Raw genomic sequence first — 24,393 nt, 5'->3', positions numbered from 1 at the left:
TCCTGATGGACTCGGGGGATGACACCTGCGACTCCCCCGGTCTACGACAGCATCGGCGTCGGCTACCGCGACGTCCGCCGCCCCGACCCCCGGCTGCACGCCCTGATCAGCACGACCCTCAAGGGCGCGGAGACGGTCGTCAACGTCGGTGCGGGCGCGGGCTCCTACGAGCCGCAGCACGCGGCGGTGACCGCCGTCGAGCCCTCGCAGGTGATGCTCGACCAGCACCCCGGCCGCCGCAAGGTCAGGGCGGGCGCGACCGAACTGCCCTTCGCGGACGGCGCGTTCGACGCGGCGATGGCCGTCATGACAGTCCACCACTGGCCCGACCTCGCCCGCGGACTCGCCGAACTGCGGCGCGTCTCCCGCCGCCAGGTCGTCTTCACATGGGACCCCGCGCACGAGCCGCGGCTGTGGCTCATCGACGAGTACGTCCCCGAGATCCGCGCGATGGAGTTCGCCCGCTTCACGCCCGTCGCGGAGGTCGCCGCCGCGCTCGGCGCGCACACCGTCCTGCCCTTCCCCGTCCCCCACGACTTCACGGACGGCTTCCAGGCGGCGTACTGGCGCCGCCCCGAGCGCTACCTCGACCCCGCGGTGCGCCGCGCGAACTCGACGTTCGCGACGATGTCGCCCGCGGTCGTGGAACCCGCGATGTCCCGACTCCAGGACGACCTCGACTCCGGCGCATGGCACCGCCGCCACGCCGATCTCCTCGACCGCCCCGCCATGGACTACGGCTACCGCCTGGTGGTGGCCGGCGACTGACCCCGGCCCGCCCCCAGGGGCGGGCATGGTTGCGGCGCGGCGGCTCACCCCCCAGACTGGTGACGTGGACCTCACCCATGTCTTCGTCTGCGGCAGCCCCGCCCTGGACTTCGCCGCCACCCTCCGCGCCCGCCGCACCCTGCGGTTCGAGGCGCTGGTCTCGCCCGACCGCCTCGACGCCTGGTACGTGGAGTCGGGTGTCGTGGACGCCGTCACACCGAGCGGGCCCGCGGACCTGGTCCGCGCCCGCGAGGTCCGCGAGGCGATCTACGCGCTGGTGGGCGCCCGGCGCCGGGACGAGCCGTACGGCGCGGACGCCCTCGCGACGCTGAACGCGGCGGCCCGCGAAGCCGCCGCCGCGCCGCAGCTGACGCCCGCGGGCCGGTGGACGGCGGCGGCGCCCGCCGAGGCGCTGTCGACCGTGGCCCGGCAGGCGGTCGAGCTGCTCAGCGGACCGGACGTGCCGCTGCTGAAGGAGTGCGGCAATCCGGAGTGCACACGGATCTACGTGGACCGCTCGCACGGCATGCGGCGGCACTGGTGCGGCATGGAGTCGTGCGGCAACCGCGTGAAGGCCGCCGCGTACCGGGCCCGTAAGAAGTCCGCCGCGCAGGCGGGTTGAGCGGCGGGGGCGCCGACCGCCCCCGTGCGCTCACGGCTTGATCGCGACGCCGCCCCACGCGGAGACCTCGGTGTTCGTGAGCGCGGCGACGCGCGGACCGTCCTCCGGGTCGGGGCGCCAGGTGTGGACCATGGCGATGCCCGGCTCGATGAGGTCCAGGCCCTCGAAGAAGCGCTGCCCCTCCTCCAGGGTGCGGACCTGGCCGGGGGTGCCGCCCTGGAGGTAGATCTCCTCGATGCGCGCCCATGCCTCGGGGGCGAACTCCGGCGTGCTGTGGCTGAGGGCGAGCGCGCTGCCGGAGGGGAGCGCGTCGACGAAGCGGGAGACGAGGCCGTACGGGTCCTGGTCGTCGGGCACGAAGTGCAGGATCGCGTTGAGCGACAGCGCCACCGGCTTGCCGAGGTCCAGGACGTCGGTCACCTCGGGGGACTTGAGCAGCGCGTTCGGGTCGCGCAGATCCGCGTGGACGTACGCGGTGCGGCCGCCCGGCGCCGTACGCATCAGCCGCTCGGCGTACTTCAGGACGAGCGGGTCGTTGTCGGCGTAGACGACGCGGGCCTCGGGGGCGACGGACTGCGCGATCTGGTGCAGGTTGGGCTCGGTGGGTATGCCCGTGCCGACGTCGAGCCACTGGCGGATGCCGTGCTCACGGGCGAGCACCCGGGTGGCCCGGTGCATGAAGAACCGCAGCTCGCGCGCGCAGGTGCCGATGCCGGGGAAGACCCCGGCGATGGCCTCGGCGGCCTGCCGGTCGGCCTCGAAGTGGTCCTTGCCGCCCAGGTAGTGGTCGTACATGCGGGCGGAGTGCGGGCGGCTGGTGTCGATCACCGGTTCGGCCCCGGGCGTGCTCATGGTGGTCCTTTCGGTCAGGCGTCCGCGGCCCTCCTGCCGGAGGGAGCCGTCACGCGGCGAAGTGGTCGGCGAGCCCGTCCTTGACGCCGCGCACGAACGCGCGGATCTCGTCCGGGGTGTAGACGAGCGCGGGGCCCGCCGGGTCGGTGGACTGGCGCAACGCGACACGTCCGTCGGGGAGTTGCTTGAGCTCCACGCACTGCCCGCCGTTCGGGCCGCTCCACGGGCATTCCCAGCCGTGGTCGCCGAGTTCACGGGCGGGCATGCCGCTCCGGATGACGGCGAGGTCGGTGATCTCCGGACGGTCCTCCGAGGCGGGGCCGCGGGAGTCGGTGGGGGTCATGAGTACTCCTTCCGCATGCGGTTGAGCAGCGCGGTGCTCTCCCGGGTGGAGGTGAGCAGGGAGAGCCGGTTGTGCGCTTCGAGATGCGTCGAGACGTCGGCGCGCTGGTCGAGGTAGACGGCGGCCGACAGGATCTCGCTGTAGACGATGTCGGGGAGTTCGGGCTCGGCGAACCGGAAGTACGTGAAGGGCGCGCAGGCGCCGACGTGCGCGCCCGCGCTGAAGGGCACGATGTCGACGCTGACGTGCGGGAGTTCGTTGGCCTCCAGCAGCCGCTCGATCTGCGCGCGCATGATCGCGGCGCCGCCGACCTGGCGGTGCAGCACCGCCTCCTCCATGACGACCCACAGCGTGGGCGCGTCCTCCCGCTCCAGCAGACTCTGCCGGCGCAGCCGGAGTTCGACGCGCTGGGCGAGCGCCTCCTCGGACTCGTGGGGGAATCCGCCGCGCAGGCACGCGTGCACGTAGTCGGGCGTCTGGAGCAGTCCGGTGACGTAGTGCGGCTCGTACGTGCGCAGCGCCCGCGCGCCGGTCTCCAGGCTCACGTACGCCTTGAACCAGCCGGGCAGCACATCGCGGTACGGATACCACCAGCCGGGCTCGTTGGCCTGCTCGGCGAGCGCGCAGAACTCCTCGATCTCACGCGGCCCGGCCCCGTACGTCTGGAGCAGCTTCTCGACGTAGAGCGGCTTGAGCGCGACCTCCGCCTTCTCCAGGCGGCGGATGGTGAGCGGGGTCACCCGCAGCGACCGGGCGGCCTGCTCCAGCGACAGGCCCGCCTCCTGGCGGCGCTCCTGCAACCGGCGGCTGAGGATCATGCGCAGCACGGTGGGGGCACTGGGGCCGCCCGCGGCGGCCGGCCGCTCCTCGCTCACACGTCCCCCTGACCGGGCCCCGAGGGCTGGTTGTCCTGGTTGCTCACACCTTGCTGACCATCCGTCAACAAGCCGAGTGTCACACACAGTTGATGAGAACACCAGGTCGATCGGACGCAGGATGAAATTATCAGGAAGCGCATTGCGCGATGCGCTCCGCGGCACGATAGTGACGTGTGTGACTCACGCAACGCCGGGCGCACGGGGGCGCCGCGGGCACGGCGGCGACCCTCGGGCCGACCGCCGCGCCCTGGCCGGGACAGGAGTGGTGACGGTGGAAGACGGCATGTTCGCGTACCCGGTACCGCCGCCGGCCTACGTCATCGACCACGTCTTCAGCGGCGCGGACCACCAGCACCGCCGCGTCCAGCTGCCCGTGGAGTGCGCGGACCGCGCGGTGTCCTGGATACGCATCCAGGCCCGCACGTACGGCGCGAGCGCACCCGAGGACCACCCCATCTGGGGCTGGATCGACACCCTGCACCGCGCCACCGAACGGCAGTTACTCCTCACCGGCGCCGCCGACCTTACCTTCGAGCTGGACCAGGGGCGGGTCAGCTGGAGCATCCGGCGGGCGGTACGGGCCCGCATCGCCTGATTCCGCGCACCCCCGCGAGGGGGTGACATCGCGCGGCACGCTCGCTTATGGTGAGCGCGATGACTACTCCTTCTGTTTTCAGAACGGGGGCCCGATTCGCGCAAGGTGAGTGCTGATGGGCACTCAGACCTTCGAGCCCGCCGCCTTCGAGGGCACGGCTCGATCCGCGAATCCGGAGACCCGGCTTTCCGTGTGGCTGCACGTGCGGCGTTACGCCGTGCCGCTCCCGATGATCGACACCGCGACCGCCCGCCGCCACGCCGGCGACTGGGCGGGAGCCTGCGCCGCTGCGGGCTTCGACGTCGACTTCACCCCCCGCTCCCTCGCCCGAACGCACGGCCGCGAACTCGCCGCCCGCGTCCGCCTGGACCTGCGGCGGCTGGCGCCCGACCTGCTGCGCTGGCACATGCCCAGGACCAGCCCGGACGGGCTGCTCCGCCCCGGCGTGACCCTCGCCCTCGCGCGCTACCCCACCGCGGAGGGAGCACTCCACCTCGTCGCCCGCACACCGCCCGCACGGGCGGCCGGCCGCCAGCGCGTCCAGCTCGCGCTCCACGACGGCACCCGCGACCTGACCCGCACCCCCGCCCCCTCCTGGGGCACCCACCCGCACGCCCGCCCCGACCGCCGCTTCCGGCTCGACCTGCACCGCCACGTATGGGACGCGGAAAGGGCACACGAGCTGCGCGAACGCTCCGGCGTGACCCGCGGGTGGGACCCCCGCGCCCACCCCGCCCCGGACAGCCCCGACGACTGGGCCGCCGTACCACGGTGGGCAGACGAGGCCGCCCGGCTGCTGCACGCCGAAGGCTCCCCGGACGGCGGGGCCGTCGCCGTACGGCTCGGGCGCGGGCGGCGGCTCGTCCTGGAGATCCACACCCCGCCGGGCGCCCCGCCCCGGATCGCCGCACGGTACGCGGAGGGGGCGTACCGATGCGACACCCCTGCCGGGGAGGGGGGTTGCCGCGCCGGATGCGGGGGCTGCCTCGGCCCCGCCACCGCACACGGTGAGCCGCGCGCACTGCCCGTGCTGCCCGACGCGGCGACCTGGATCCCGCCCGACCTCGCGCTCCTCACGGCGGGGCTGATCGCACCGGAGGAGCTGCACCCGCTGGTCGCCGCCGCCCTCGCGCCCGGCCGCGCGCGGGCGGCGGGACCTCCGGGCGGCCCGCCGGGCGCGGCCGGACCCCGGTACGTCGACTGCCGGGGGGCGCGGCACCGCATCGGCCTGGTCGGCGGTGTCCTCACCGCGCTGGACCACGACGGCGAGGAAGTCCGCAGGGAGGCGCTGCTCGCCGAACTCAACGGACCCCCGCTGCCGTGCTTCCAGGCCATCGCACTCGCCCACCGCCACCCGGAGAGCCTCCCGGACGTCCGCGCCCGCCTCGCGCACGGCGACGTCCGCGGCGCGCTCGCCGAGGTCGAAGCGCTGCTCGGGCCTGCGGCGCGGCTCGGCGAAGGGGGGTTGCGGGACGCGCTCGAAGCGGCGGCCCGTGGTCGGATCGACCACGGGCTCTACCGCTCGGGCCTCGCCACGCCCGGGCCCGCGCCCGGACGGCGGGCGTTCGCCCCCTTCACCCGCGAGGAGCGGCGCCGCCGCACCGACTTCACCTCCCACCCCCGCCACGCCGCCACCCACTGACCCGCCCCCCCGGCTGGACCCGTATCTCTGCCCCGCGGGGCCCGCAAGCTCTTCGCTGCCGCGAGGGGTGACCGTTTTCCCGCCAGCGCGCGGGTGGGCAGCTCGCGCTGCCGCGCGGGGCACCCGTTCTCGGGCTGCGCGGGGCACTCGTTCTCGGGCTGCGCGTGCGGCGCGGGGGGACCCGTTCTCGGGCTGCGCGTGCCGCGCGGGGCATCCGTTTTTAGGGGCGCGGGGAACTGCGCGACCAGCCACGACGGTGGCGCGGGTCGTCACCGGCCCGAAGGGGCAGTTCGGTCCGCTCCGGACCACCGGCCGGTGGTGGGCTGAGCGCGCAGTTCTCCCCCCAGAGCTTCGCCTGGGAGGTACCCCCACGCAGCCCCTGGGGGTGCCCGGCGCGGCAGCCGCACTCCCCGCGCGGCCGGAAACGGGTGCCCCGCCCGGCAGGCGCACTCTCCGCGCGGCCGGAAAAACGGGTGCCCCCCGCCGCACCGGGAAGCCCGCCCGGCAGGGCGACCGCAAGCTCCATCGTGTCCGGCCGACCAGGCCGAACGCCTCGACCTCGAACGCAAAGGTGACCTATGACCGTTGAAAGCCCCACCGCCCCCGCCAGGGACCAGCTCGGCGTCGCCGGGGAACTCCTCGCGCTGCTCAGCGCGACCCGCACCGAGCACCGTCCCAACGACCAGCTGTCCGCCCTGACCCTCGCCGTCGCCGCCGACCTCCCCGTCCTGCTGTGGGGAGCCCCCGGCATCGGGAAGACCGCCGCGCTGACGCAGCTCGCCGCCGCGCTGGATCTGCCGCTCACGACGGTGATCGCAAGCGTCCACGAGCCGTCGGACTTCGCCGGGCTGCCCGTCGTCGGGGACGACCCGGCCGTGCAGGGCGTGCCGATGGCCCCGCCCGACTGGGCGGTGCGGCTGGTCCGCGCGGGACGCGGCCTGCTCTTCCTGGACGAGCTGTCCACCGCGCCGCCCGCCGTGCAGGCGGCCCTGCTGCGGCTGGTGCTGGAGCGCCGCATCGGCGCGCTCCAACTGCCGCCCGGTGTACGGATCGTGGCGGCGGCCAATCCGCGTTCGTCGGCGGCGGACGGCTGGGAGCTGAGCCCGCCGCTGGCGAACCGTTTCGTGCATCTGCAGTGGACGCACGAGCACGATGTCGTCGTGCGCGGTCTGGGCGGGGTGTGGCCGCGCGCTGCGCTGCCCGAGCTGGATCCGCAACGCCTCGCGGAGGCCGTCGAGTTCGCCCGACGGGCGGTGACGGGCTTCCTGCGGGCGCGGCCCAAACTCGTGCACCAGCTCCCGGCGTCGGAGACGCGCAGGGGCGGTGCGTGGCCCTCGCCCCGGAGTTGGGAGATGACGCTGCGGCTGGTGGCGTTCGCGACGGCCGCGGATTCGCCGCGCGAGGTGCTCGCGCTGCTGGCGCGCGGCACGGTCGGCGACGGCCCCGGGCTGGAACTCCTCGCCGCCATCGACCGGATGGAGCTGCCCGACCCCGAGACGCTGCTCGCCGACCCGGCCACCGCGGAGCTGCCGGAGCGGGGTGACCTGCGGCAGGCGGCGCTGGAGGCGGTGGTGACCGCCGTGCACTCCCGTCCGACCCGGGCGCGCTGGGACGCGGCGTGGGCACTGCTGGTGCGGGCCCTGGACACGGGCGCGCCCGACCTGGTGGTGGTGCCCGCGAAGACGCTGGCGGCGCTGCGCCGCGAGGACTGGGACGTCCCCGCCGCGATCGACCGGCTGAGCGGGGCGTTCACGATCTCCCGCCAGGCCTCGGCGGCCGCGGCCCGTACGGCGGCGAAGGCGGGTGCCGCCCGATGAGCACGGACCCGCGCCCGTCTGCGGGGGAGCCGCGCCCCACCCCCCGCCTCATGCCGCGCCGTACGCCGGGGCGGACCGAACTGCCCGCGCCGCCCGCCCCCGCGGACGAGCCGCCGCCCACGCTCGACCTCGACAAGCTCTACGCGGCCCGTCTGCTGGCCGCCCGCGCCCGCCCGTACCTCGCGAGCGCGCTCTTCGCGCTGCACATCGTGCCGTCCCTGCGGGTGCCGACGATGGCGGTGGACCCGTACTGGCGCTGCTATGCGGCCCCCGCCTTCGTGGCCGCGACGCCCGTCGAGGAGCTGGCGTCGGTGTGGGTGCACGAGGTGTCGCACCTGCTGCGCGACCACCAGGGCCGCGGCGACCGGTACGCGCGCGAGCACGACGAGCACGGCCCGGCCGAGCGGCTGCGCCGCAACATCGCCGCGGACTGCGAGATCAACGACGACGCCTTCGGCGACGGCCTCCCCTTCCCCGAAGGGGCGGTCACCCCGGGGTGGTTCGGGCTCCAGCCCGGTCTGCTGATGGAGGAGTACCTGGGCAAGATCCGTCTCGGGCCGCGTACCGGCGGCCTGAAGTGGCTGGACTGCGGCAGCGGCGTGGACGGCCACGGCCGGGCGTGGGACCTCGGGCCGGGCGGCTCCTGGAAGTTGAAGCCGCACGAGCGGGACGCGGTGCGCTTCCGGGTCGCCGAGGGCATCAAGGGCCGCCCCGGTGACGTACCGGAGGGCTGGCAGCGGTGGGCGGAGGAGGCCTTCCATCCGCCGCAGCCCTGGCGGCAGTTGCTCGGCGCGGCGGTACGGGCCGCGGCGGCGAGCGGCGGTACGGGCGGGGACTACACGTACGGCCGCCCCGGCCGGCGCTCGGCGAGCGTGCCGGGCGCGGTGCTGCCGAGCCTGCGCCGTACGCCGCCGCGGGTGCGCGTGATCGTGGACACCTCGGGGTCGGTGAGCGACGCCGAACTGGGCAGCGCCCTGCTGGAGATCGCGGCGATCTCCGCGGCGGTGGGCGGCCGCCGCGACCTCGTCGGCGTCCTCGCGTGCGACGCGGCGGCCGCCGCCGTCCGCCCCCTCACCACCACCCACGACATCCCGCTGATCGGCGGCGGCGGCACGGACCTGCGCGAGGGCTTCACCCGCGCCCTGCGCGCCCACCCCTCCCCCGACGTGATCGTGGCCCTCACCGACGGCCAGACCCCCTGGCCCGCCCACGCCCCGCCCTGCCGCACGGTGATCGGCCTCTTCCCCCGCCCACCCCGCATCACCGAGGACACCCCCGACCACTACCACCCCACTCCCCCACCCGACTGGGCCCGCGTGGTGACGATCGGCTGACATTGCCCCGTCCCACGGCGCCGCGCGCGGGCGCGAGGATGGGCGGATGACGAGACGTACGGTGGTCGTCCGCGGGACCAAGGCAACGCTCGTGTCCGCGGCGGCGGCGACGGCCGACTACACGGTGTGGCACCGCCTGGTGGAGTGGTCGGACGACGTGTCCGCGGCCGCCTCGGGCGCGATGGGCGCGGGCTGGTCCGAGGCCCTGCTCGCCCTGGCCGTCGGCCTGACGTCGATGCCCGTCCTGCTGTGGGCGGGCATGCGCCTGCTCGGCGAAAGGGGCAACCACCTCCTGATCCTGGCCGGCACACCCCTCTGGTGGCTGATCGGCGGGCGCGCCGTCGGGAACTCCCCCGGTCCCGCGACCACCGTCCTGCTCCTCACCCTGTTCACCCTCCTCGCGGGCCTCCTGTCCCTCCCCGAGGTCCCCGCAACCACCCCACCGCGCGCCGGATAGCCCCCGCACCCACACGGCCCTCCCCGCATCCGGGGAGGGCCGTTCTGCGATGCCACGCCGTGGGGCCGACCTTCACAGCTTCCCGGCGGCCACGCCCTTCCGGAAGGCGTCCCACTCCTCGGCGGTGTACCGCAGCGCCGGGAAGGACGGGTTCTTCGAGTCCCGCAGGGCGACGCCTCCGCCGGGGAGGTCGGTGATCTCGACGCACCCCTCGCCGCCGTTGCTGAAGGACGACTTCCGCCACGAGGCGGCGGCCAGATCGACGGCGTACAGCTCTTCCTTGTGGGGAGTCACGTCCCGCAGATTCTCCTGGCTGACCACGGTCGGCCACGGGCCAGGGAAGCGAACGACCTCGAACAGACCGAGCAGCCCGGGGTGCGGGGGCGCACGCAGGTCCATCACCTGGATCGTGACATCGGGGAGGGCGGCCATGTCCAGCAGGTGGCGCAACTGCGCCCGCATCGGGCGCCGTTCCGGTGCGTCACGCGGTGGGGCCGGGTGCGGAGGGTCGCTTGGTGGTGTCCCGCCGGGAGATGGCCTCCGCCACCTCGTCGAGGGCGGTGCGCACGAGGGCACCGTATGCCTCCTGAGGGAGGTGGGGGGCGTGCTCGTTGGCCGCGTCGATGTGTTCCGTGGCTGCGTCGAAGGACCCCAGTCGCCGGTAGTCGTCGGCCAGGTTGAGGTGGAGGGAGGGGTAGAACCCGGCGATGTGGAGGCCGGCGTGGTGGTCCTGGACGCGCTGTTCGGTCACGGCGTCGGCGGCGTCCAGGGCCCGCACGTCCCAGGCGAGAGCCTGCGCGGGATCTTCGTAGAGATCTGCCAGGTGGTGGGCGAGTGAGCAACGGTGCAGCGGGTCGCCGGTGACGCCGATCGTCGACCACAGGTCCAGGAGCTTGCGGCGGGCGGTACGTGTGCTGCCCGTTCGGCCTTCGGCGACGGCCCGGCCGATGGCCTCCATGGTCGGGTCAGGGCCGGCGGGTGCGGTAGGCATGACGTGTTCCTCGTCGTCGTTCTCAGGCTGGGTGGTCGGACGGGACGGGCATGGCCAGGGTGACGAGATCGCCGCGGTCGGCGGAGCGGATCGTGACAGGTCGGTCGTGTCCCCTCAGGTCGAACATCACGTCGGGGCCGATGGCCGTGCTCACGGCGGGATAGAGCGTGGTCACCTCGAACCGGATCTCGAGGGCCGGGCCCGTCACGGTGGCGGGGATCCGAACGCCGGGACTCTCGTCGTTCGGGGACCCAACGCTCACCGCCTGCGCGGAGATGTGCAACGCGGCATGTTCACCAAGGTGTTCTTCGACGGCACGCAGCAGAAGATCCTTCGGGACCGTCACGCGGGTGGCGACCTCGCCCAGGGAAGCGAGCATCAGCCGGTGATCTGGGTAGTCCTCGGTCAGCAACCGGCAGTGCCGGTCTTGCTGTTCGGGCATGCGCAGCCAGATCCCGTGCGGTACCGCCTCGATGCGGACCAGCGCACTGCGCCGGACCGCGGCGACCGCGGCCCGCAGGTCGTCGCCGTCAACCGTGCCGGCCCACGTCTGCTGTGCGGGCCGTGCCGGCACCAGGGTCCGGGTGGAGAGCCGGTACCGGTCGGTTGCCGTCAGGGCGAGCGCCTCATGACTCGCCTCGACGTGCACGCCGGCGAGCACCGCGATACCCGGCCCGTATGCCGTCGCGGTCAGGATCTGATCGACCGCGTCCGCCAGTACGGGTCCCTTCAGCGTGACGATCGGCAGACCGGGCGCGCTCGCGCCGAGCGCGGACTTGATGACCGCGGCCTTCTGCCGTGCCGACGCCGCATCCTCGACGATCTTGGCGACATGCTCGTCGAGCAGCCGCGCCGCCTCGTCGGCCCCAGCCTCCAGGACCGCCTCCACCTCAGCCAGGGGCATGGCGATCTCGCGGAGCTGACGCAGCGCGGTCGCCCGTGCCCTCTGTTCGGTGCCGTAGTAGCGGTAACCGGAGACCGGGTCCACTTCGGCAGGGGGTAGCAGCCCGGAGTCGGCGTAGAACCGCAACGCGCTGGCGGTCAGACCGGTGTGCTGGGCGAAGACCCCGATAGGCATCAACTCGGAATGCGGCACCTCGCCATCATCGAGCTTCAACCAACTCGAAGGTCAACATCGACGTGGGCGTCACCCGCCTCGTGGTCGGCAACGCCTAAGTCGTCTTCAGTGGCTCCCGGAACGACTTGCGGAAGACCGGGCCCGCGAAGGGGATGATCGTGGACAGCACCTTCGCCGTCAGCGTCGTCGGGTGGCGCTGGAGTTCGATGTCGATGCGGGTGCCGTCGCCGTCCGGGGTGAGGTCGAAGACCCAGCCGCCCGGGCCGAAGGGCTTGGACTCGCGGGTGGTGACGGTGACCTTGCGGGCGGCCGGGTCCCATTCGTAGCGGGCCCGTTCGAACGACTTCTCGTTGCCCTCGGTCACCTCGGCCCAGGTGTCGCCGCGTTCGTGGACCTCGAAGTGGTCCGCGTCGATCGAGGGCCACTCGTCGACCCGGGCCGGGCTGAAGTCGGTCAGCACCCCCATCACCTCGGAGGGGCTCATGGACGATGTCAGCTGGAGATGCAGAGCGGGCACGGCCTGCTCCCTTCCGCGGGAGGCCCCGGTTTCCGCGATCCGCCGGTCCTGGGCCGCACGGCACCGCGGGCAGGGCGTCCGCCACCGCCTCCCAGCATGCGCCGGGGCGGCGGCGGGCGCATGCCGGAAGGCCGCGCGATCGGGTAGCGTGCGCGGCCATGGGTGAGCTGATGGTGATCCGGCACGGCCAGACCGAGTGGAGCCTGTCGGGCCGGCACGCCGGACGGACCGATGTCGCGCTGACCGCGGCGGGCGAGGCCGCGGCCGGTGCGCTCGCGCCGCGGCTGGCCCGCCGCAGCCTGGTCGCGGTGTTCACCAGCCCGCTGAGCCGGGCGGTGCGCACGGCCGAGCTGGCCGGGCTGACCGGCGCCGAGCCCGATCCCGACCTGCTGGAGTGGGACTACGGCGGCTACGAGGGCCTGACCGCCGAGCAGATCCGCGCGGCCCGCCCCGGCTGGGACCTGTGGCGCGACGGTGTGGTGCCGGGCGACGCCGAGCACCCCGGGGAGCGGCTCGCCGAAGTGGCCGCGCGCACGGACGCGGTGCTGGACCGGATCCGTCCGCTGCTGGACGAGGGGGACGTCGCCGTCGTCGCGCACGGCCACCTCGCCCGCGTCCTCACCGTCCGCTGGCTCGGCCTGGACCCGTCCGCGAGCCGCCTGCTCGCCCACCCGCACCCGGGCACCCTGAGCTTCCTCGCCACGGAGGACGGACAGCCGGTCCTGTCCGCCTGGAACGTTCCCTAGCCACGAAAGACGCGGTCGAATTCCGTGGCGGAGATCATCCGAATACGCCCGCCGTCATATGAGCGGGGGTATTCACAAGAGGCCCGCCCGCTTACTCTCCGCTTCGAAACATTTCGGTCCACCGAATATCTCGCACATACTCCCACCAGGGCATTTACCCGGGAAATCGCAGTGAGTAGATTCGTCGGGAGAGCACGGCGCGGCACGCGCGTACGCGACGAGACGGGAAATTCCGTGACGATGGACACGACGACCGAGGTGCATGCGGCCTGGCTTCCGCCGGAGGCTTTTCGGGCGGTCGGGACGCGGCGGGTGCGGGTGGACGCGGCCGGCGGGGTCGCCGGTGGCGTGGCGGACACCGTGCGGGCGGAGGTGGAGCGGGCGTGCGGGGAGTACGGGGGCAGCGCCGACGGCGGTGACGGGTGCGACCTGGTGCTGGCGCTCGGCGGTGACGCCGGGGCGGAGGGCTATGTGCTGGAGCGGCGGGACGGGGTCACCCGGGTCGTGGCCGAGGAGGCGGCGGGGCTGCTGTACGGGTTCTTCCATGTCGTCCGGCTCGGGGAGGACGCGTTCGGTGACGACTTCGGGGCGACGACGCACCGGCCCGCGCTGCGCACCCGCATGCTGGACCACTGGGACAACCTGACCGTCCACCCGGTCATGGGCGCGGTGGAGCGCGGGTATTCCGGGGGGTCGATCTTCTGGCGGGACGGCGAGCCGCTGCGGGACTTCCCGCGGGTGCGGGCGTACGCGCGGCTGCTGGCGGCGAGCGGGATCAACGCGGTCGCCGTCAACAACGTCAACGTGCACGCTGCGGAGACCCGGCTGCTCACCGAACGGCTCGGTGACGTGGCCGAGTTGGCGGACGTCTTCCGGCCGTACGGGATCCGGCTGCATCTGTCGGTGAACTTCGCCGCGCCCGTCGTCCTCGGCGATCTCAGCACCGCCGATCCGCTGGACGGGACGGTCAGGGACTGGTGGGCCACCGCGGCCGCGCGCGTCTACGACGCCGTCCCGGACTTCGGCGGCTTCGTCGTGAAGGCCGACTCCGAGGGCCAGCCGGGGCCGTTCGCGTACGGCCGCACGCACGCGGACGGCGCGAACATGCTGGGCGCGGCCCTCGCACCGCACGGCGGCGAGGTGCACTGGCGGGCGTTTGTCTACAACCACCAGCAGGACTGGCGGGACCGTTCGACGGACCGGGCGCGCGCCGCGTACGACCATTTCGCCCCGCAGGACGGGGAGTTCGCGGACAACGTGGTGCTCCAGGTCAAGTACGGTCCGATCGACTTCCAGACCCGCGAGCCGGTCTCGCCGGTCGTCGCGGCGATGCCGCGCACGAAGCTCGCGGTGGAGCTGCAGGTCACGCAGGAGTACACCGGGCAGCAGCGGCACGTGTGCTACCTCGGCCCGATGTGGAGCGAGGTGCTGGGCTTCCGGCCGTGGGGCGAGGCGGGCCGGTCGGTGGCGGACCTGGCCGCGGACCCGGTGACCGGCGGCGGCCTGGTGGCCGTCTCCAACGTGGGCGACGACCCGTACTGGACGGGGCACCCGCTCGCGCAGGCCAACCTCTACGCGTTCGGCCGCCTCGCATGGGATCCGGCGGCGGATCCGCTGGCGCTGCTGGACGAGTGGATCGGCCTGACGTTCGTGCCGTTGCTGTCGCGCGAGCGCGACCCGCGGGTGCTGCGCCGCACGCTGCACGCGCTGATGGACGGTTCGTGGCGGACGTACGAGCGCTACACCGCGCCGCTCGGCGTCGGTTTCATGGTCCGGCCGGGCAACCACTACGGGCCGGACGTCGACGGCTACGAGTACCAGCCGTGGGGCACCTACCACTTCGCCGACCGCGACGGCATCGGCGTGGACCGCACCCGCGCGACCGGCACCGGCTACACCGGGCAGTACCCGCGGCCCTGGTCGGACGTCTACGAGGACCTGGCGACCTGCCCGGACGAGCTGCTGCTGTTCTTCCACCATGTGCCGTACGGGCATGTGCTGCACAGCGGGGTGACCGTCGTCCAGCACATCTACGACACGCACTTCGCGGGCGCCGACGAGGCGGCGGCGATGCGCGAGCGGTGGACGGAGCTGGCGGGTACGGGACTTGTCGACGCGGCCCTGTACGCCCGGGTGCTGGAGCGGCTGGACGAGCAGGTGCGGTGCGCCGGGGAGTGGCGCGACCAGGTGAACGCGTACTTCCTGCGCAAGTCGGGGGTGCCGGACGCGCACGGCCGGCTCATCCCGTAGCCGGGAGGACGGAGCACGACGCCGCCGCCCCCGGCAGGAGGGGGCGGCGGCGTCAAGGGGCCGTGGAGCGCGGGGAGTCAGTGCTCGCGCAGCACCCGCACTCCGTGGCCGTCGAGGGGGATCTGCTCGCCGGTGGCGAAGGTGTCGCCGGTGAGCAGGTCGGTGCCGCCGGTCGCGGCCGGTGCGGTGACCGGCTGGTCGGAGTGGTTGAGCAGGAAGAGCAGCCGGGTGCCGTCGGGGGCGACGCGGACGGCGGTCTCCAGGTGCGGCAGCCCGGGGTGGCGGGTGGCGACCCCGGCGGTGTCCAGCACCTGGCGGACGACCCAGTCGACACCGGTCTGGTCGAGCCCGGCGGCGACGTACCAACCCCAGCCGGAGCCGTGGGAGTTGCGGGTCACGGCGGGGGTGCCCGCGTAGAAGTCGGCCCGGTAGCTGCCGACCGGCTCGGCGCCCTGCGGGATGACCAGCTCGAAGACCAGCCGGGCCGCGGACTCCACGGCGTCCGGGCCGCTGCCGAGCAGCACCGGGTTGCTGAACTCCGGCTCGCGGGCGTCCCATTCGTCGATGCGGATGCCCATGAGCGGGGCGAGCGGGCCGGGCACGTCGGCGAGGAAGGCGTTGTCGCTCTCGTCGACCCGGCCGGACAGGTAGCTCGCGAGCACCGAGCCGCCGCGCCGGGCGACGGCTTCGAGGCGCTCGGCGAGGTCGCCCTTGACCATGTGCAGGGCGGGGGCCACGACCACGTCGTAGCCGTCGAGTGCGGCGGTCACGGGGACCACGTCGACATCGACGCCGGCCTCCCACAGCGCCCGGTAGTAGCTCAGCACGACCTGCGGGTAGCGGACGTGGCGGTTGGGGCCGTCGGAGATCTCCAGCGTCCACCAGCTGTCCCAGTCGAAGAGCAGCGCGACCTTCGCCGGGGTGCGGGCGCCCAGTGCGACGGGGCCGAAGTCCGCCAACTCCCGGCCGAGCGCGGCCACTTCGCGGAAGACCCGGGTGTCGTCCCGTCCGGCGTGGTTGACGACCGCGCCGAAGAGTTTCTCGCTCGCGCCGCGCGAGGCCCGCATCTGGAAGTACAGGACGGCGTCGGCGCCGTGCGCGATCGCCTGCCAGCTCCACAGCCGCATCACGCCGGGCCGCTTGACGGGGTTGACGTCGCGGCACGCGGTCGTGGTGGGGGCCTGCTCCATGAGCCAGAACGGCTGGCCGCCCTTGAGGCCGCGCATCAGGTCGTGGCTCAGGCCCATCCACGCCGGGGTGGTGTTCTCCGGCGGGTAGTTGTCCCAGGACGCGAAGTCCAGGTGCTCGGCCCAGCGGTGGTAGTCGATCGGCCGGTACATGCCCATGAAGTTGGTGGTGACCGGCAGGTCGGGGCTGAAGCGGCGGATCGCGGCCTTCTCGTCGCGGAAGTTGGCGAGCATCGCGTCGGACATGAAGCGCAGGTAGTCCAGGGTGATGCCCTGGAAGGCGGTGTGGTCGGGGCCACGCCAGTGCTCGGTGAGCGCGGACGGCGGCTCGATCTCGTCCCAGTCGTAGAAGGTGTGCGACCAGAAGTCGGTGTACCAGGCGGTGTTGAGCGCCTCCAGCGTCCCGTACCGCTCGCGCAGCCAGTCGCGGAAGCCCGCCGCGCACAGGTCGCAGTAGCAGGCGCCGCCGTACTCGTTGCCGATGTGCCAGGCGATGACCGAGGGCCGTCCCGCGTAGCGCTCGGCGACGCGGGCGGCGAGTTCGGCGGACAGGCGGCGGAAGGCCGGGGAGCTGGGGCAGGAGTTGTGGCGCTGGCCGAAGCGGTGCTTGCGGCCCTCGAAGTCGGTGCGGGTCACGTCGGGGTGGGCGCGGGCGAGCCACGCGGGGTGCGCGCCGGTACCGGTGGCCAGGCAGATCCGGCGGCCGTGCGCCTCGGCCTCGTCCACGGCGCGGTCCAGGACGGTGAAGTCGTAGGTGTCCTCGGCCGGTTGGGTCTTGGCCCAGACGAAGACGCCGAGGGTGACGGTGTCGATGTGCGCGGCGTCGAAGAGCCGGTAGTCGTCCTTCCACACGTGCTCCGGCCACTGCTCGGGGTTGTAGTCCCCGCCGAAGGGCGTGCTGGGCGTGACGGGCAGGCTCATGCGGTGAATTCCTCGCGGATCGCGTCGATCATCGGTCGGCTGTTGACGAGTGTCGCGGCGGCGACGACCGACGCGAGCAGGAAGGGCAGCAGCTGCGCGCCGGCCAGGGTGACGGCGAAGGCCGCGGCCAGCACGCACAGGTTGCCGACCGTGGCCTTGAAGCCGCGCACCAGGAAGAAGGCGGCGAGCCGGGCGGTGTCGCGGGTGCGGAAGCTGAACAGGGCGCTGATCACCAGGGCGTTGACCATCCACAGCGCGGACACGGCGGCGAAGACGGCGAGCAGCGCGGTCCACCAGCCCGGCACGCCCGCTGCGTCGCGGTGGGTGAGGACGGTGGCCACGAGCGCCATCGCGACCAGCCAGGGCGTGAACACCTTCAGCGCGTCGGCCGCGTTGGCGCGGTAGCCGCGCCGGAAGGCGCGCGCCGGGTGCAGTTCGGTGAGGTCGCGGCTGCGCCGCTGCCACGCGTAGAGCCCGGCGGACCAGGCCGGTCCGGCGGGCAGCGCGCACAGCGCGGCGAGCGGCACGTTGCTCGCGTCGCGGTCGAGCAGCCCGAGCACGAGCAGGCCGGGGGCCACCGCGACCAGCAGCAGCACCTCGATCACCAGCAGGCTGTAGACGAGGGCGGCGGCGCGGGCCAGCGGGCCCTCGCCGAATTCCTTGCGGGCTGCGGACGCGGCGCTCATGCCGGGCCTCCCGTCGAGTCGGCGGCGGGGTCGAGGCCGAGCATCCGGCGCTCTTCCCACCACTGCGGGGTGTGGTCGGTGACCGGGGTCAGCTCCAGCAGGGTGACCTCGTGGCGGCCCAGGACGAGGTCGGCCTCGACCCTCCCGCCGGCAACGGGCAGCGAGCGGTGGATGCGGGACGGCTCGGCGGCCTCCCGCAAAGCTGCCAGTTGCCGGCGGTCGGGCGACAGGGGGCGGCCCATCTCGGCCCACGCGGCGTACGCGTTGCCCGCGTCCTCGGAGACCGAGGAGCGGTGTGCGTAGACGGTGGCGTCCGGGGGGCCGCCGACCGGGACGGACAGCCGTACGGTGTGGCCGTCGGTGACGTCCCCGGTGCCGGTGTGGTCCACGGGGGCCCAGGCCAGGACGGTGACCCGGCCGTCGGGGTGCCGGGTGACGAGGTGGTCGGCGCCGCGCGCGAGGACGTCGTCGCCCATCCGGGCCATGAAGGCGTACAGGTGGTAGGTGGGCTTCTTGATCTGCCGGTGGGTGAGCAGCCCGAAACCGCCGTGGAAGAGCGCGGTGGGGATGCCGACCTCCTCGAACATGTCGCTGAAGGTCCAGTAGGAGAAGGAGTCCACCAGCTCGCCGCCGCCCGCCAGCACGGGCGCGAGGTACGCGGCGTGCAGCGCGGTGTCGTGCACCGGGTTGTCGGGGCGGTAGGAGGAGTTGAACTCCGTGATGTGCACGGGCAGTTCGGCGAGCTTGCTGCCCGCGAGCTGCTCGCGCGGCGCCGCGAACTGCTCCAGCAGCATCGCGGCGGGGCCGAGCGTCTGGTGCACCCCGAAGGGGACGTGCTGGGCGGGGCCGGTGGAGTAGGCGTGCCGGCTGACGAAGTCGCAGGGGGCGCCGCTGGATTCGACGAAGTCGGCGAAACCGGTCATCCAGTGCGGCTGGTAGCCGGGCGCCAGCGAGGGCCCGCCGACCTGGAGTCCGGCGTCCACCTCCTTCACCGCCGCGGCGCTGATCTCGTAGAGGCGGTGGTAGGCGTCCTGGTCGGCGCCCTGCCAGAAGTCGGGGAGGTTGGGCTCGTTCCACACCTCGATGGGCCAGGTGCGCACCTCGTCGAGGCCGTAGCGGTCGACGAGGTGCGCGACCGTGCCGCGGACCAGGTCCGCCCATTCGCGCCAGTCGCGCGGCGGGGTGACATTGCCCTTCCACCAGAAGACCGTCTGCTCGCCGGAGGCCAACCCCTGCGGCATGAAGCCGAGTTCGACGAAGGGCTTGACGCCGAGGTCGAGGTAGGCGTCGACGACCTGGTCGACGTAGGTGAAGGAGTGCCGTACGTGCCGCTTCCCGGCGTGCTCGTAGGGGCGGTGCACACCGGTCTGGTCGCTCAGCAGGCCGTGGCCGCGGATGTGCCGGAAGCCGATGTCCTGCTGGACGAGGGCGAGCGAGTCCTGGTAGTCGCGCCGCAGGGCGAGGTCGAACCGGCCGGTCCCGACGCAGAAGCGCCACGCGTCCGTCAGGTGTCCTGAGGGCTGGTCGGGTACTGGGATCCGCACAGTGGTGGTCCTTTGCGAGGGTGCGTTCGTGGCGTCGGTGGCCGGCCGGTCCGGTGGGAGAGTCCCCGCCTGACGGCACATCACAGGAGCGTCAGCTCTTGTCGGAGCCGTTCTTCTTGCTCTTGTAGCGGTCGTAGGCGCCGTTGACGAGGCTCAGGTACTGGTCGCCGTTCTTGCCCTTGAGCTCGCTCTTGAACTTGTCCCAGTCGCTGAGGGAGCGCTTGCCGAGGATGAAGTCCAGGGTCTGCTGCTGGACGTAGTCCGTCAGCGGTGCCTCGTAGAGCGAGAACTGCTCCTGCTCGTCGGAGTTGAGCGGGTGCGGGGGCGGCACGGGCAGGGTCTTGCGGGCGGTCATGACCTTCTGGAACTCCTTCTCCTCGTCGGAGAAGACGGACTCCAGCAGCTGGGTGCTGCCGCCGTACGCGAAGTTGCCGTTGGCGAAGCCGAAGTCGACGTTCAGCTTCTTGGTCCCGCTGGGGTTGAGGCCGATGTAGTCGACGTCCTTGGTGAGCTTGAAGTTGCCGGCCGCGTCCTTGGTGTAGGTGACGCCCTCGACACCCCACTTGGCGAAGACCTGGCCCTCGTCGGAGTAGAAGAGCCAGTCCACGAACTGCATCATCGCGACGAAGTCCTTGGAGTCGCGCGCCTTCTTGGAGATCATCAGGCCGTTCTCCAGGCGCGTGCCGACCTTGACGTCGCCCGCCGGGCCGATCGGTACCGGCATCTTGGTGACCTTGGCGGCGGGCACGGACTTGGCCAGGCCCGGACGGTAGGTGTTGACCAGCTCCTGCGCGTTGGTGGAGATCACGAACGACTTGCCCGCGGTGAACTTGGCGTTGGCCTGGTCGTCGGTCTGCGTGAAGCTCTCCGGGTCGAGCAGCTTCTCCTTCACCAGCTTCGCGACGAACTCCAGCATCGCCTTGTACTGGTCCATCGCGCCGGTCAGCACGAACTTGTCGGAGGCGCTGTCGTAGGTGGCGTTGGCGTAGCCCCAGCCGCCGCCGTATCCGGCGCCGAAGGCCTGGCCGAAGGTCTGGAGCATGGCGCCGCCCGGGTGGGGCTGGCTCCAGCGGTCCGACATCGGGTAGAGGTCCGGGTGCGCGGCCTTCATCGCCTTGAGGACGTTGTAGAAGTCGTCGAGCGTCTTGGGCATCTGCAGACCCAGCGCGTCCAGGATGTCGGTGCGGATCGCGAAGGTGTAGTCGATCCAGACGTCCTCGTGCAGGCCCGGCAGCACGTAGTACTTGCCGTCGTCCTGGATGACGGTGTCGACGTCACCCTGGAGGTTCCACTTCTTGATCTTGTCCTGGTAGTTGGGCATCAGGTCGACGTAGTCGCTGACCGGCAGGATCGCACCGGAGGAGACGAAGGTCGCCTCCTGGCCCGGGTAGGTCTTGGGGATCAGGTACGGCGCGTCGCCGGCGCCGATGATGACGCTGCGCTTGTTCTCGTAGTCGCTCAAGGGGACGACGGTCGGCTTGAGCGTGACGTTGGTGCGCTTGGCCAGCTCCGTCCAGAACAGCCAGTTGCCCTTCTCCGGGTAGCCGGGGTTGTCGTTGAGCAGAGTGGTGAGGGTGAACGGCTTGCTCGCCTTGAACTGGTCGCCGACGCCGAACTTGTCCATGGCGTCTTCTCTGTTCTTCGACAGGTCCGAGCTCTTCTTGTCGTCGCCGCTGTCGCTGCTGCACGCGCTCAGTCCGAGCGTCGCGGCGCCGAGGGTGGCGCCCAGCGAGATCAGCATCGACCGCCGGGAGATGTTGTTCATGGGGGACTCCATTCCCGCGTGGCGCGGGAGTTCGGGGTAGGGGGTGGTACGGGACGGGTGTGGCAGGGCTTGTCGTACGGAGCCGCGGTGGCGGCCCGCGGCGGCGCTCGCGGGGGTCAGCCCTTGACGGCGCCGAGCGTGACCCCGGAGACGAAGTAGCGCTGGACGAAGGGGTAGACGGCCAGGATCGGAAGGGTGGTGAGGACGATCGTCACGGCCTGGATGTTGGCGCCGATCGCGGTCGCGTCCGCCTCCGAGAAGCCCACCGAGGTGCCGCCCGTGGCACCGGCGATCATGTTGCGGAGGTAGACGGTGACCGGCATCAGGTCGGAGTGGTCCATGTAGAGGAAGGCCGTGAACCACGAGTTCCAGAACGACACCGCGTAGAAGAGCACCATCGTGGCCAGCACCGCCTTGGACAGCGGGAGCACGACGCGCCACAGGATGCCGTACGTGTTCAGGCCGTCGATCGCGGCGGCCTCCTCCAGCTCCACCGGCAGACCCTCGAAGAAGGCCTTCATCACCAGCAGGTTGAACACGCTGATCGCGTTGGGCAGTGCGATGGCCCACACGCTGTTCTTCAGCCCCAGCGTGGTCACCAGCACGTAGTTGGGGATCAGGCCGCCGGTGAAGAACATCGTGAAGACGGCGATCCCGACCAGCACCCCGCGGCCGCGCAGGTCCTTCTTGGACAGCACGTACGCGTAGCAGGTGGTGAGCACCATCGCGACGACCGTGGCGACGACGGTGTAGACGACCGTGTTGCGATAGTCCGTCCAGAACAGCGAGTTGCTCATCACGGCCTTGTAGGTCGTGACGTTGAAGCCGCGCGGCCACAGGTTGACCTTGCCCGACCGGATGTAGCCGTCCTCGCTGAAGGAGCGGGCCACGATGTTGACCACCGGGTAGAGCGTCACGACGACGACGCCGAGCAGGATCAGCGTGTTGACCACCTGGAAGACCCGGTAGCCGCGGCTGACGCGGATCCCGTCCGGCCGCATCGACGGCCGGTCCTCGGTGGCGGTTGTGTCCAGGGCTACCACAGGCTCGTCCCCACTGTGCGACGCGAAATCCGGTTGGCCGAGACGATCAGCACCAGCCCGATCAGGGACTCGAACAGCCCGATCGCGGCGGCGTAGCTGAAGTTGTTGGAGACGACGCCCATCCGGTACAGGTACGTGGAGATGACATCCGCCGTCGGGTACGTCAGCGGGTTGTAGAGGAGCAGGATCTTCTCGAAGCCGACCGCCATGAACGTGCCGATGTTGAGGATCAGCAGCGTGACCATCGTGGGCCGGATGCCCGGCAGCGTGACGTGCCAGGTCTGCTTCCACCGGTTGGCGCCGTCGATCCGCGCGGCCTCGTAGAGGTTGTCGTCGATCGCGGTGAGCGCGGCCAGGTAGAGGATCGTGCCCCAGCCGACCGTCTGCCACAGCTCGGACGACACGTAGATGGAGCGGAACCAGCCGGGCTCCTGGATGAACAGGATCGGCTTGTGCCCGAAGTGCTTGACCGCCTGGTTGACCGGGCCGTCGGCGGCCAGGAACTGCATGACCACGCCGGCCACGATGACCGTGGACAGGAAGTGCGGCAGGTAGGAGACCGACTGCACGATCTTCTTGAACTTGCGGCTGCGCACCTCGTTCAGCAGCAGCGCCAGCACGATCGGCATCGGGAAGGCGAAGACCAGCGTCAGCACGCCCATGAGCAGGGTGTTCGTGAAGACGTGCCAGAACTGCGGGTCGTGCCAGAAGAGCTTGAAGTAGCGCAAGCCCACCCACTGGTCGCCGAACATGCTGCCGCCGGGGTGATATCGCCGGAAGGCGATGACATTCCCGAGCATCGGCAGATAGCGGAAGACCGCGAAGAACAGCAGCGGCAGTACCGCGAGCGAATAGAGCTGCCAGTCGCGGCGCAGCGACTGCCGCCAGGACCGTTTTGCCCCCTTGGCAGTCTTACGGCCTTTGGGGCGGGTCCGGGCGGATTTCCGCCCGCCCGCGCCAGAGGCTTCGGACGGCAGGTCCACCGTCCCCATCGTGCTCATCGTCGGGCCTCCGTGCGGTGGATGGGCGACGCACGCCCACGTCGCCTGGCGCTGGTTCGGCCATGCGCAGGACCGGGCCGACCTCCAGGAGGCGGCAGGAAAAGAGCGGGCGGAGTCGAAACTTTCGAAACTCTTGCTTAATGTGTCGGGCAGCCTAAGGACGTGGCAGAACGGGTGTCAATAGTCGGGACAGCAGCTTTTGAGCCTGGTCTGGGCCCTCTCCGTGCCGTATATTCGCCATCTGCCCACCCCATGGGCACAGCTAGTTTCAGTAGATGTGTCGAAACTTTCGACACCCCGCAGCTAGGGCACCTCCGTGACCAGTACCGATCCAGCAGGCGGGCAGCGGGCCGCGACGATCGCCACCATCGCCAGCGAGGTGGGCGTCTCGGTGGCGACCGTCTCCAAGGTCCTCAACGGACGCGCGGACGTCGCCGACGAGACCCGGGCACGCGTCGAGGCCAGCCTCGAACGCCACCGCTACCGGCGCAGAAGCCGCCGGTCGAGCGAGCCGAGCAGCCAAATCCACCTGGTCTTCCACGAGTTCGACTCGGCGTGGGCCATGGAGATCATCCGCGGCGTGGAGGAGGCGGTCGCCAGCGCTGGCGTCGAACTGGTGCTCACCCAGCTCGGCGGGGTGCACCGCCCGCAGGACACCTGGCTGGACCGGATCGTCGGCCGCCGCCCGCTCGGCGTGCTCCTCGTCCAGTGCGGCCTCGCCGAGGCACAGCAGGAGAAGCTGCGCCGCCAGCGCGTCCCCTTCGTCGCCGTCGACACCGACAGCGCCACCCCCGCCGCCGTACCCACCGTCGGCTCCAACAACTGGAACGGCGGCCTCATCGCCGCCCGCCACCTGCTCGAACTCGGCCACCGCCGGATCGCCGTCATCGCCGGCCCGGAGGACCTGCTGTGCAGCCGCGCCCGCGTCGCCGGCTTCAGCAGCGCCCACGACGAAGCCGGGCTCACCATGGACCCCGGCCTCGTCCGGCACGGCAACTTCTACCTCGACGCCGGATACGAGCACGGCATGCAGCTGCTCCAGCTCCCCGACCCGCCCACCGCGATCTTCGCCGGATCCGACGCCCAGGCCATGGGAGTCCTGCGCGCCGCACGGCAGTTGGGCCTGCGCCTGCCCGACGACCTGTCCGTCGTCGGCTACGACAACCTGCCGGTCGCCGCCTGGATGGAACCCGCGCTCACCACCGTCCACCAGCCGCTGCACGACATGGCCGCCGCCGCCACCCGCATGCTGCTGGACCTCGCGGCCGGTGTGGACGTCCCCACCAAACGCATCGACCTGGGCACCGAACTGGTCGTCCGGGAGAGCACGGCGCCGCCCCGACCCGGGCCCTGACC

The 24,393-nt window shown here is 72.1% G+C and carries 23 protein-coding genes; 10 read left to right on the top strand and 13 right to left on the bottom strand.

The genetic code is table 11. The features are described from left to right. The first annotated feature begins 18 nt into the window (after window positions 1–18). Together ACH4PY_RS05960 and ACH4PY_RS05955 are read left to right on the top strand one after the other, a co-directional pair. On the top strand, window positions 19–768 hold the full coding sequence (locus tag ACH4PY_RS05960) for a class I SAM-dependent methyltransferase (protein ID WP_398176396.1): 750 nt from the start codon (window positions 19–21) through the stop codon (window positions 766–768). A gap of 64 nt (window positions 769–832) precedes the next feature. Then, window positions 833–1,390 (top strand): CGNR zinc finger domain-containing protein, encoded by a 558-nt coding sequence (locus ACH4PY_RS05955; protein WP_398176394.1) that lies wholly within the window; start codon window positions 833–835, stop codon window positions 1,388–1,390. A 30-nt stretch (window positions 1,391–1,420) separates the two neighbouring features. On the opposite strand, the gene ACH4PY_RS05950 is transcribed toward ACH4PY_RS05955, so the two are convergent. From ACH4PY_RS05950 to ACH4PY_RS05940, 3 genes are all read right to left on the bottom strand, one after another. Continuing rightward, entirely contained in the window at window positions 1,421–2,242 is an 822-nt protein-coding gene (locus ACH4PY_RS05950; RefSeq protein ID WP_398176392.1) for an SAM-dependent methyltransferase, read from the bottom strand. Between the two features lie 49 nt (window positions 2,243–2,291). Continuing rightward, window positions 2,292–2,507 (bottom strand): DUF397 domain-containing protein, encoded by a 216-nt coding sequence (locus ACH4PY_RS05945; protein ID WP_031515947.1) that lies wholly within the window; start codon window positions 2,505–2,507, stop codon window positions 2,292–2,294. Between the two features lie 74 nt (window positions 2,508–2,581). After that, window positions 2,582–3,403 carry a helix-turn-helix transcriptional regulator gene (locus ACH4PY_RS05940; protein WP_398177579.1) on the bottom strand — a complete coding sequence of 274 codons (822 nt, stop codon included), beginning with the start codon at window positions 3,401–3,403 and terminating at the stop codon, window positions 2,582–2,584. A gap of 331 nt (window positions 3,404–3,734) precedes the next feature. Between ACH4PY_RS05940 and ACH4PY_RS05935 the strand changes: the two genes are divergently transcribed. The 5 genes from ACH4PY_RS05935 (at window position 3,735) to ACH4PY_RS05915 (ending at window position 9,308) form a co-directional block, all read left to right on the top strand. Then, window positions 3,735–4,058 carry a hypothetical protein gene (locus ACH4PY_RS05935; RefSeq protein ID WP_398176390.1) on the top strand — a complete coding sequence of 108 codons (324 nt, stop codon included), beginning with the start codon at window positions 3,735–3,737 and terminating at the stop codon, window positions 4,056–4,058. Between the two features lie 115 nt (window positions 4,059–4,173). Beyond that, window positions 4,174–5,700 carry a hypothetical protein gene (locus ACH4PY_RS05930; RefSeq protein WP_398176388.1) on the top strand — a complete coding sequence of 509 codons (1,527 nt, stop codon included), beginning with the start codon at window positions 4,174–4,176 and terminating at the stop codon, window positions 5,698–5,700. Between the two features lie 578 nt (window positions 5,701–6,278). Then, window positions 6,279–7,517: an AAA family ATPase gene (locus tag ACH4PY_RS05925; protein WP_398176386.1), complete on the top strand. Its 1,239-nt coding sequence runs from the start codon at window positions 6,279–6,281 to the stop codon at window positions 7,515–7,517. Between the two features lie 50 nt (window positions 7,518–7,567). Then, window positions 7,568–8,851, top strand: coding sequence for a VWA-like domain-containing protein (locus tag ACH4PY_RS05920; RefSeq protein WP_398176384.1), 1,284 nt, complete (start codon window positions 7,568–7,570; stop codon window positions 8,849–8,851). Window positions 8,852–8,897: 46 nt separating this feature from the next. Beyond that, window positions 8,898–9,308: a hypothetical protein gene (locus tag ACH4PY_RS05915; protein ID WP_398176382.1), complete on the top strand. Its 411-nt coding sequence runs from the start codon at window positions 8,898–8,900 to the stop codon at window positions 9,306–9,308. 72 nt (window positions 9,309–9,380) lie between these two features. On the opposite strand, the gene ACH4PY_RS05910 is transcribed toward ACH4PY_RS05915, so the two are convergent. The 4 genes from ACH4PY_RS05910 to ACH4PY_RS05895 form a co-directional block, all read right to left on the bottom strand. Beyond that, window positions 9,381–9,770 carry a Scr1 family TA system antitoxin-like transcriptional regulator gene (locus tag ACH4PY_RS05910; RefSeq protein ID WP_398176380.1) on the bottom strand — a complete coding sequence of 130 codons (390 nt, stop codon included), beginning with the start codon at window positions 9,768–9,770 and terminating at the stop codon, window positions 9,381–9,383. A 19-nt stretch (window positions 9,771–9,789) separates the two neighbouring features. Further along, window positions 9,790–10,299 carry a hypothetical protein gene (locus ACH4PY_RS05905; protein ID WP_398176378.1) on the bottom strand — a complete coding sequence of 170 codons (510 nt, stop codon included), beginning with the start codon at window positions 10,297–10,299 and terminating at the stop codon, window positions 9,790–9,792. 22 nt (window positions 10,300–10,321) lie between these two features. Beyond that, window positions 10,322–11,395: a MerR family transcriptional regulator gene (locus ACH4PY_RS05900; protein WP_398177576.1), complete on the bottom strand. Its 1,074-nt coding sequence runs from the start codon at window positions 11,393–11,395 to the stop codon at window positions 10,322–10,324. A 76-nt stretch (window positions 11,396–11,471) separates the two neighbouring features. Further along, window positions 11,472–11,894 carry a hypothetical protein gene (locus ACH4PY_RS05895; RefSeq protein WP_398176376.1) on the bottom strand — a complete coding sequence of 141 codons (423 nt, stop codon included), beginning with the start codon at window positions 11,892–11,894 and terminating at the stop codon, window positions 11,472–11,474. Between the two features lie 158 nt (window positions 11,895–12,052). Between ACH4PY_RS05895 and ACH4PY_RS05890 the strand changes: the two genes are divergently transcribed. Together ACH4PY_RS05890 and ACH4PY_RS05885 are read left to right on the top strand one after the other, a co-directional pair. Beyond that, the gene (locus ACH4PY_RS05890; RefSeq protein WP_398176374.1) at window positions 12,053–12,640 is read left to right on the top strand and encodes a histidine phosphatase family protein; all 588 of its coding nucleotides are present in this window, start codon (window positions 12,053–12,055) and stop codon (window positions 12,638–12,640) included. Between the two features lie 240 nt (window positions 12,641–12,880). Then, window positions 12,881–14,890 (top strand): alpha-glucuronidase, encoded by a 2,010-nt coding sequence (locus tag ACH4PY_RS05885; RefSeq protein ID WP_398176372.1) that lies wholly within the window; start codon window positions 12,881–12,883, stop codon window positions 14,888–14,890. Window positions 14,891–14,967: 77 nt separating this feature from the next. Here the strand turns inward: ACH4PY_RS05885 and ACH4PY_RS05880 are convergent, their stop codons facing one another. The 6 genes from ACH4PY_RS05880 to ACH4PY_RS05855 all read right to left on the bottom strand — a co-directional run bounded on the left by ACH4PY_RS05880 (window position 14,968) and on the right by ACH4PY_RS05855 (window position 23,028). After that, complete coding sequence (locus tag ACH4PY_RS05880; RefSeq protein ID WP_398176370.1) at window positions 14,968–16,998, bottom strand: beta-galactosidase; 2,031 nt, start codon at window positions 16,996–16,998, stop codon at window positions 14,968–14,970. Beyond that, window positions 16,995–17,684, bottom strand: a complete 690-nt coding sequence (locus ACH4PY_RS05875; RefSeq protein WP_398176368.1) for a hypothetical protein — start codon at window positions 17,682–17,684, stop codon at window positions 16,995–16,997. Before ACH4PY_RS05875 ends, ACH4PY_RS05880 begins: the two co-directional genes overlap by 4 nt. Further along, on the bottom strand, window positions 17,681–19,228 hold the full coding sequence (locus tag ACH4PY_RS05870) for a xylan 1,4-beta-xylosidase (protein ID WP_398176366.1): 1,548 nt from the start codon (window positions 19,226–19,228) through the stop codon (window positions 17,681–17,683). Before ACH4PY_RS05870 ends, ACH4PY_RS05875 begins: the two co-directional genes overlap by 4 nt. Window positions 19,229–19,319: 91 nt before the next feature. Continuing rightward, entirely contained in the window at window positions 19,320–20,993 is a 1,674-nt protein-coding gene (locus ACH4PY_RS05865; RefSeq protein WP_398176364.1) for an extracellular solute-binding protein, read from the bottom strand. Window positions 20,994–21,109: 116 nt separating this feature from the next. Beyond that, entirely contained in the window at window positions 21,110–21,994 is an 885-nt protein-coding gene (locus ACH4PY_RS05860) for a carbohydrate ABC transporter permease (protein ID WP_398177573.1), read from the bottom strand. Window positions 21,995–22,029: 35 nt separating this feature from the next. Then, window positions 22,030–23,028, bottom strand: a complete 999-nt coding sequence (locus ACH4PY_RS05855; protein ID WP_398177570.1) for an ABC transporter permease — start codon at window positions 23,026–23,028, stop codon at window positions 22,030–22,032. Window positions 23,029–23,353: 325 nt separating this feature from the next. Here ACH4PY_RS05855 and ACH4PY_RS05850 point away from each other — a divergent pair, with 325 nt between their 5' ends. Then, the gene (locus ACH4PY_RS05850; protein ID WP_398176362.1) at window positions 23,354–24,391 is read left to right on the top strand and encodes a LacI family DNA-binding transcriptional regulator; all 1,038 of its coding nucleotides are present in this window, start codon (window positions 23,354–23,356) and stop codon (window positions 24,389–24,391) included. The last annotated feature ends 2 nt before the right edge of the window (window positions 24,392–24,393 follow it).

This window comes from Streptomyces sp. NPDC021224, from assembly GCF_044332905.1.
GTDB lineage: Bacteria > Actinomycetota > Actinomycetes > Streptomycetales > Streptomycetaceae > Actinacidiphila.
This window is presented reverse-complemented; position numbering and strand designations above follow the sequence as displayed.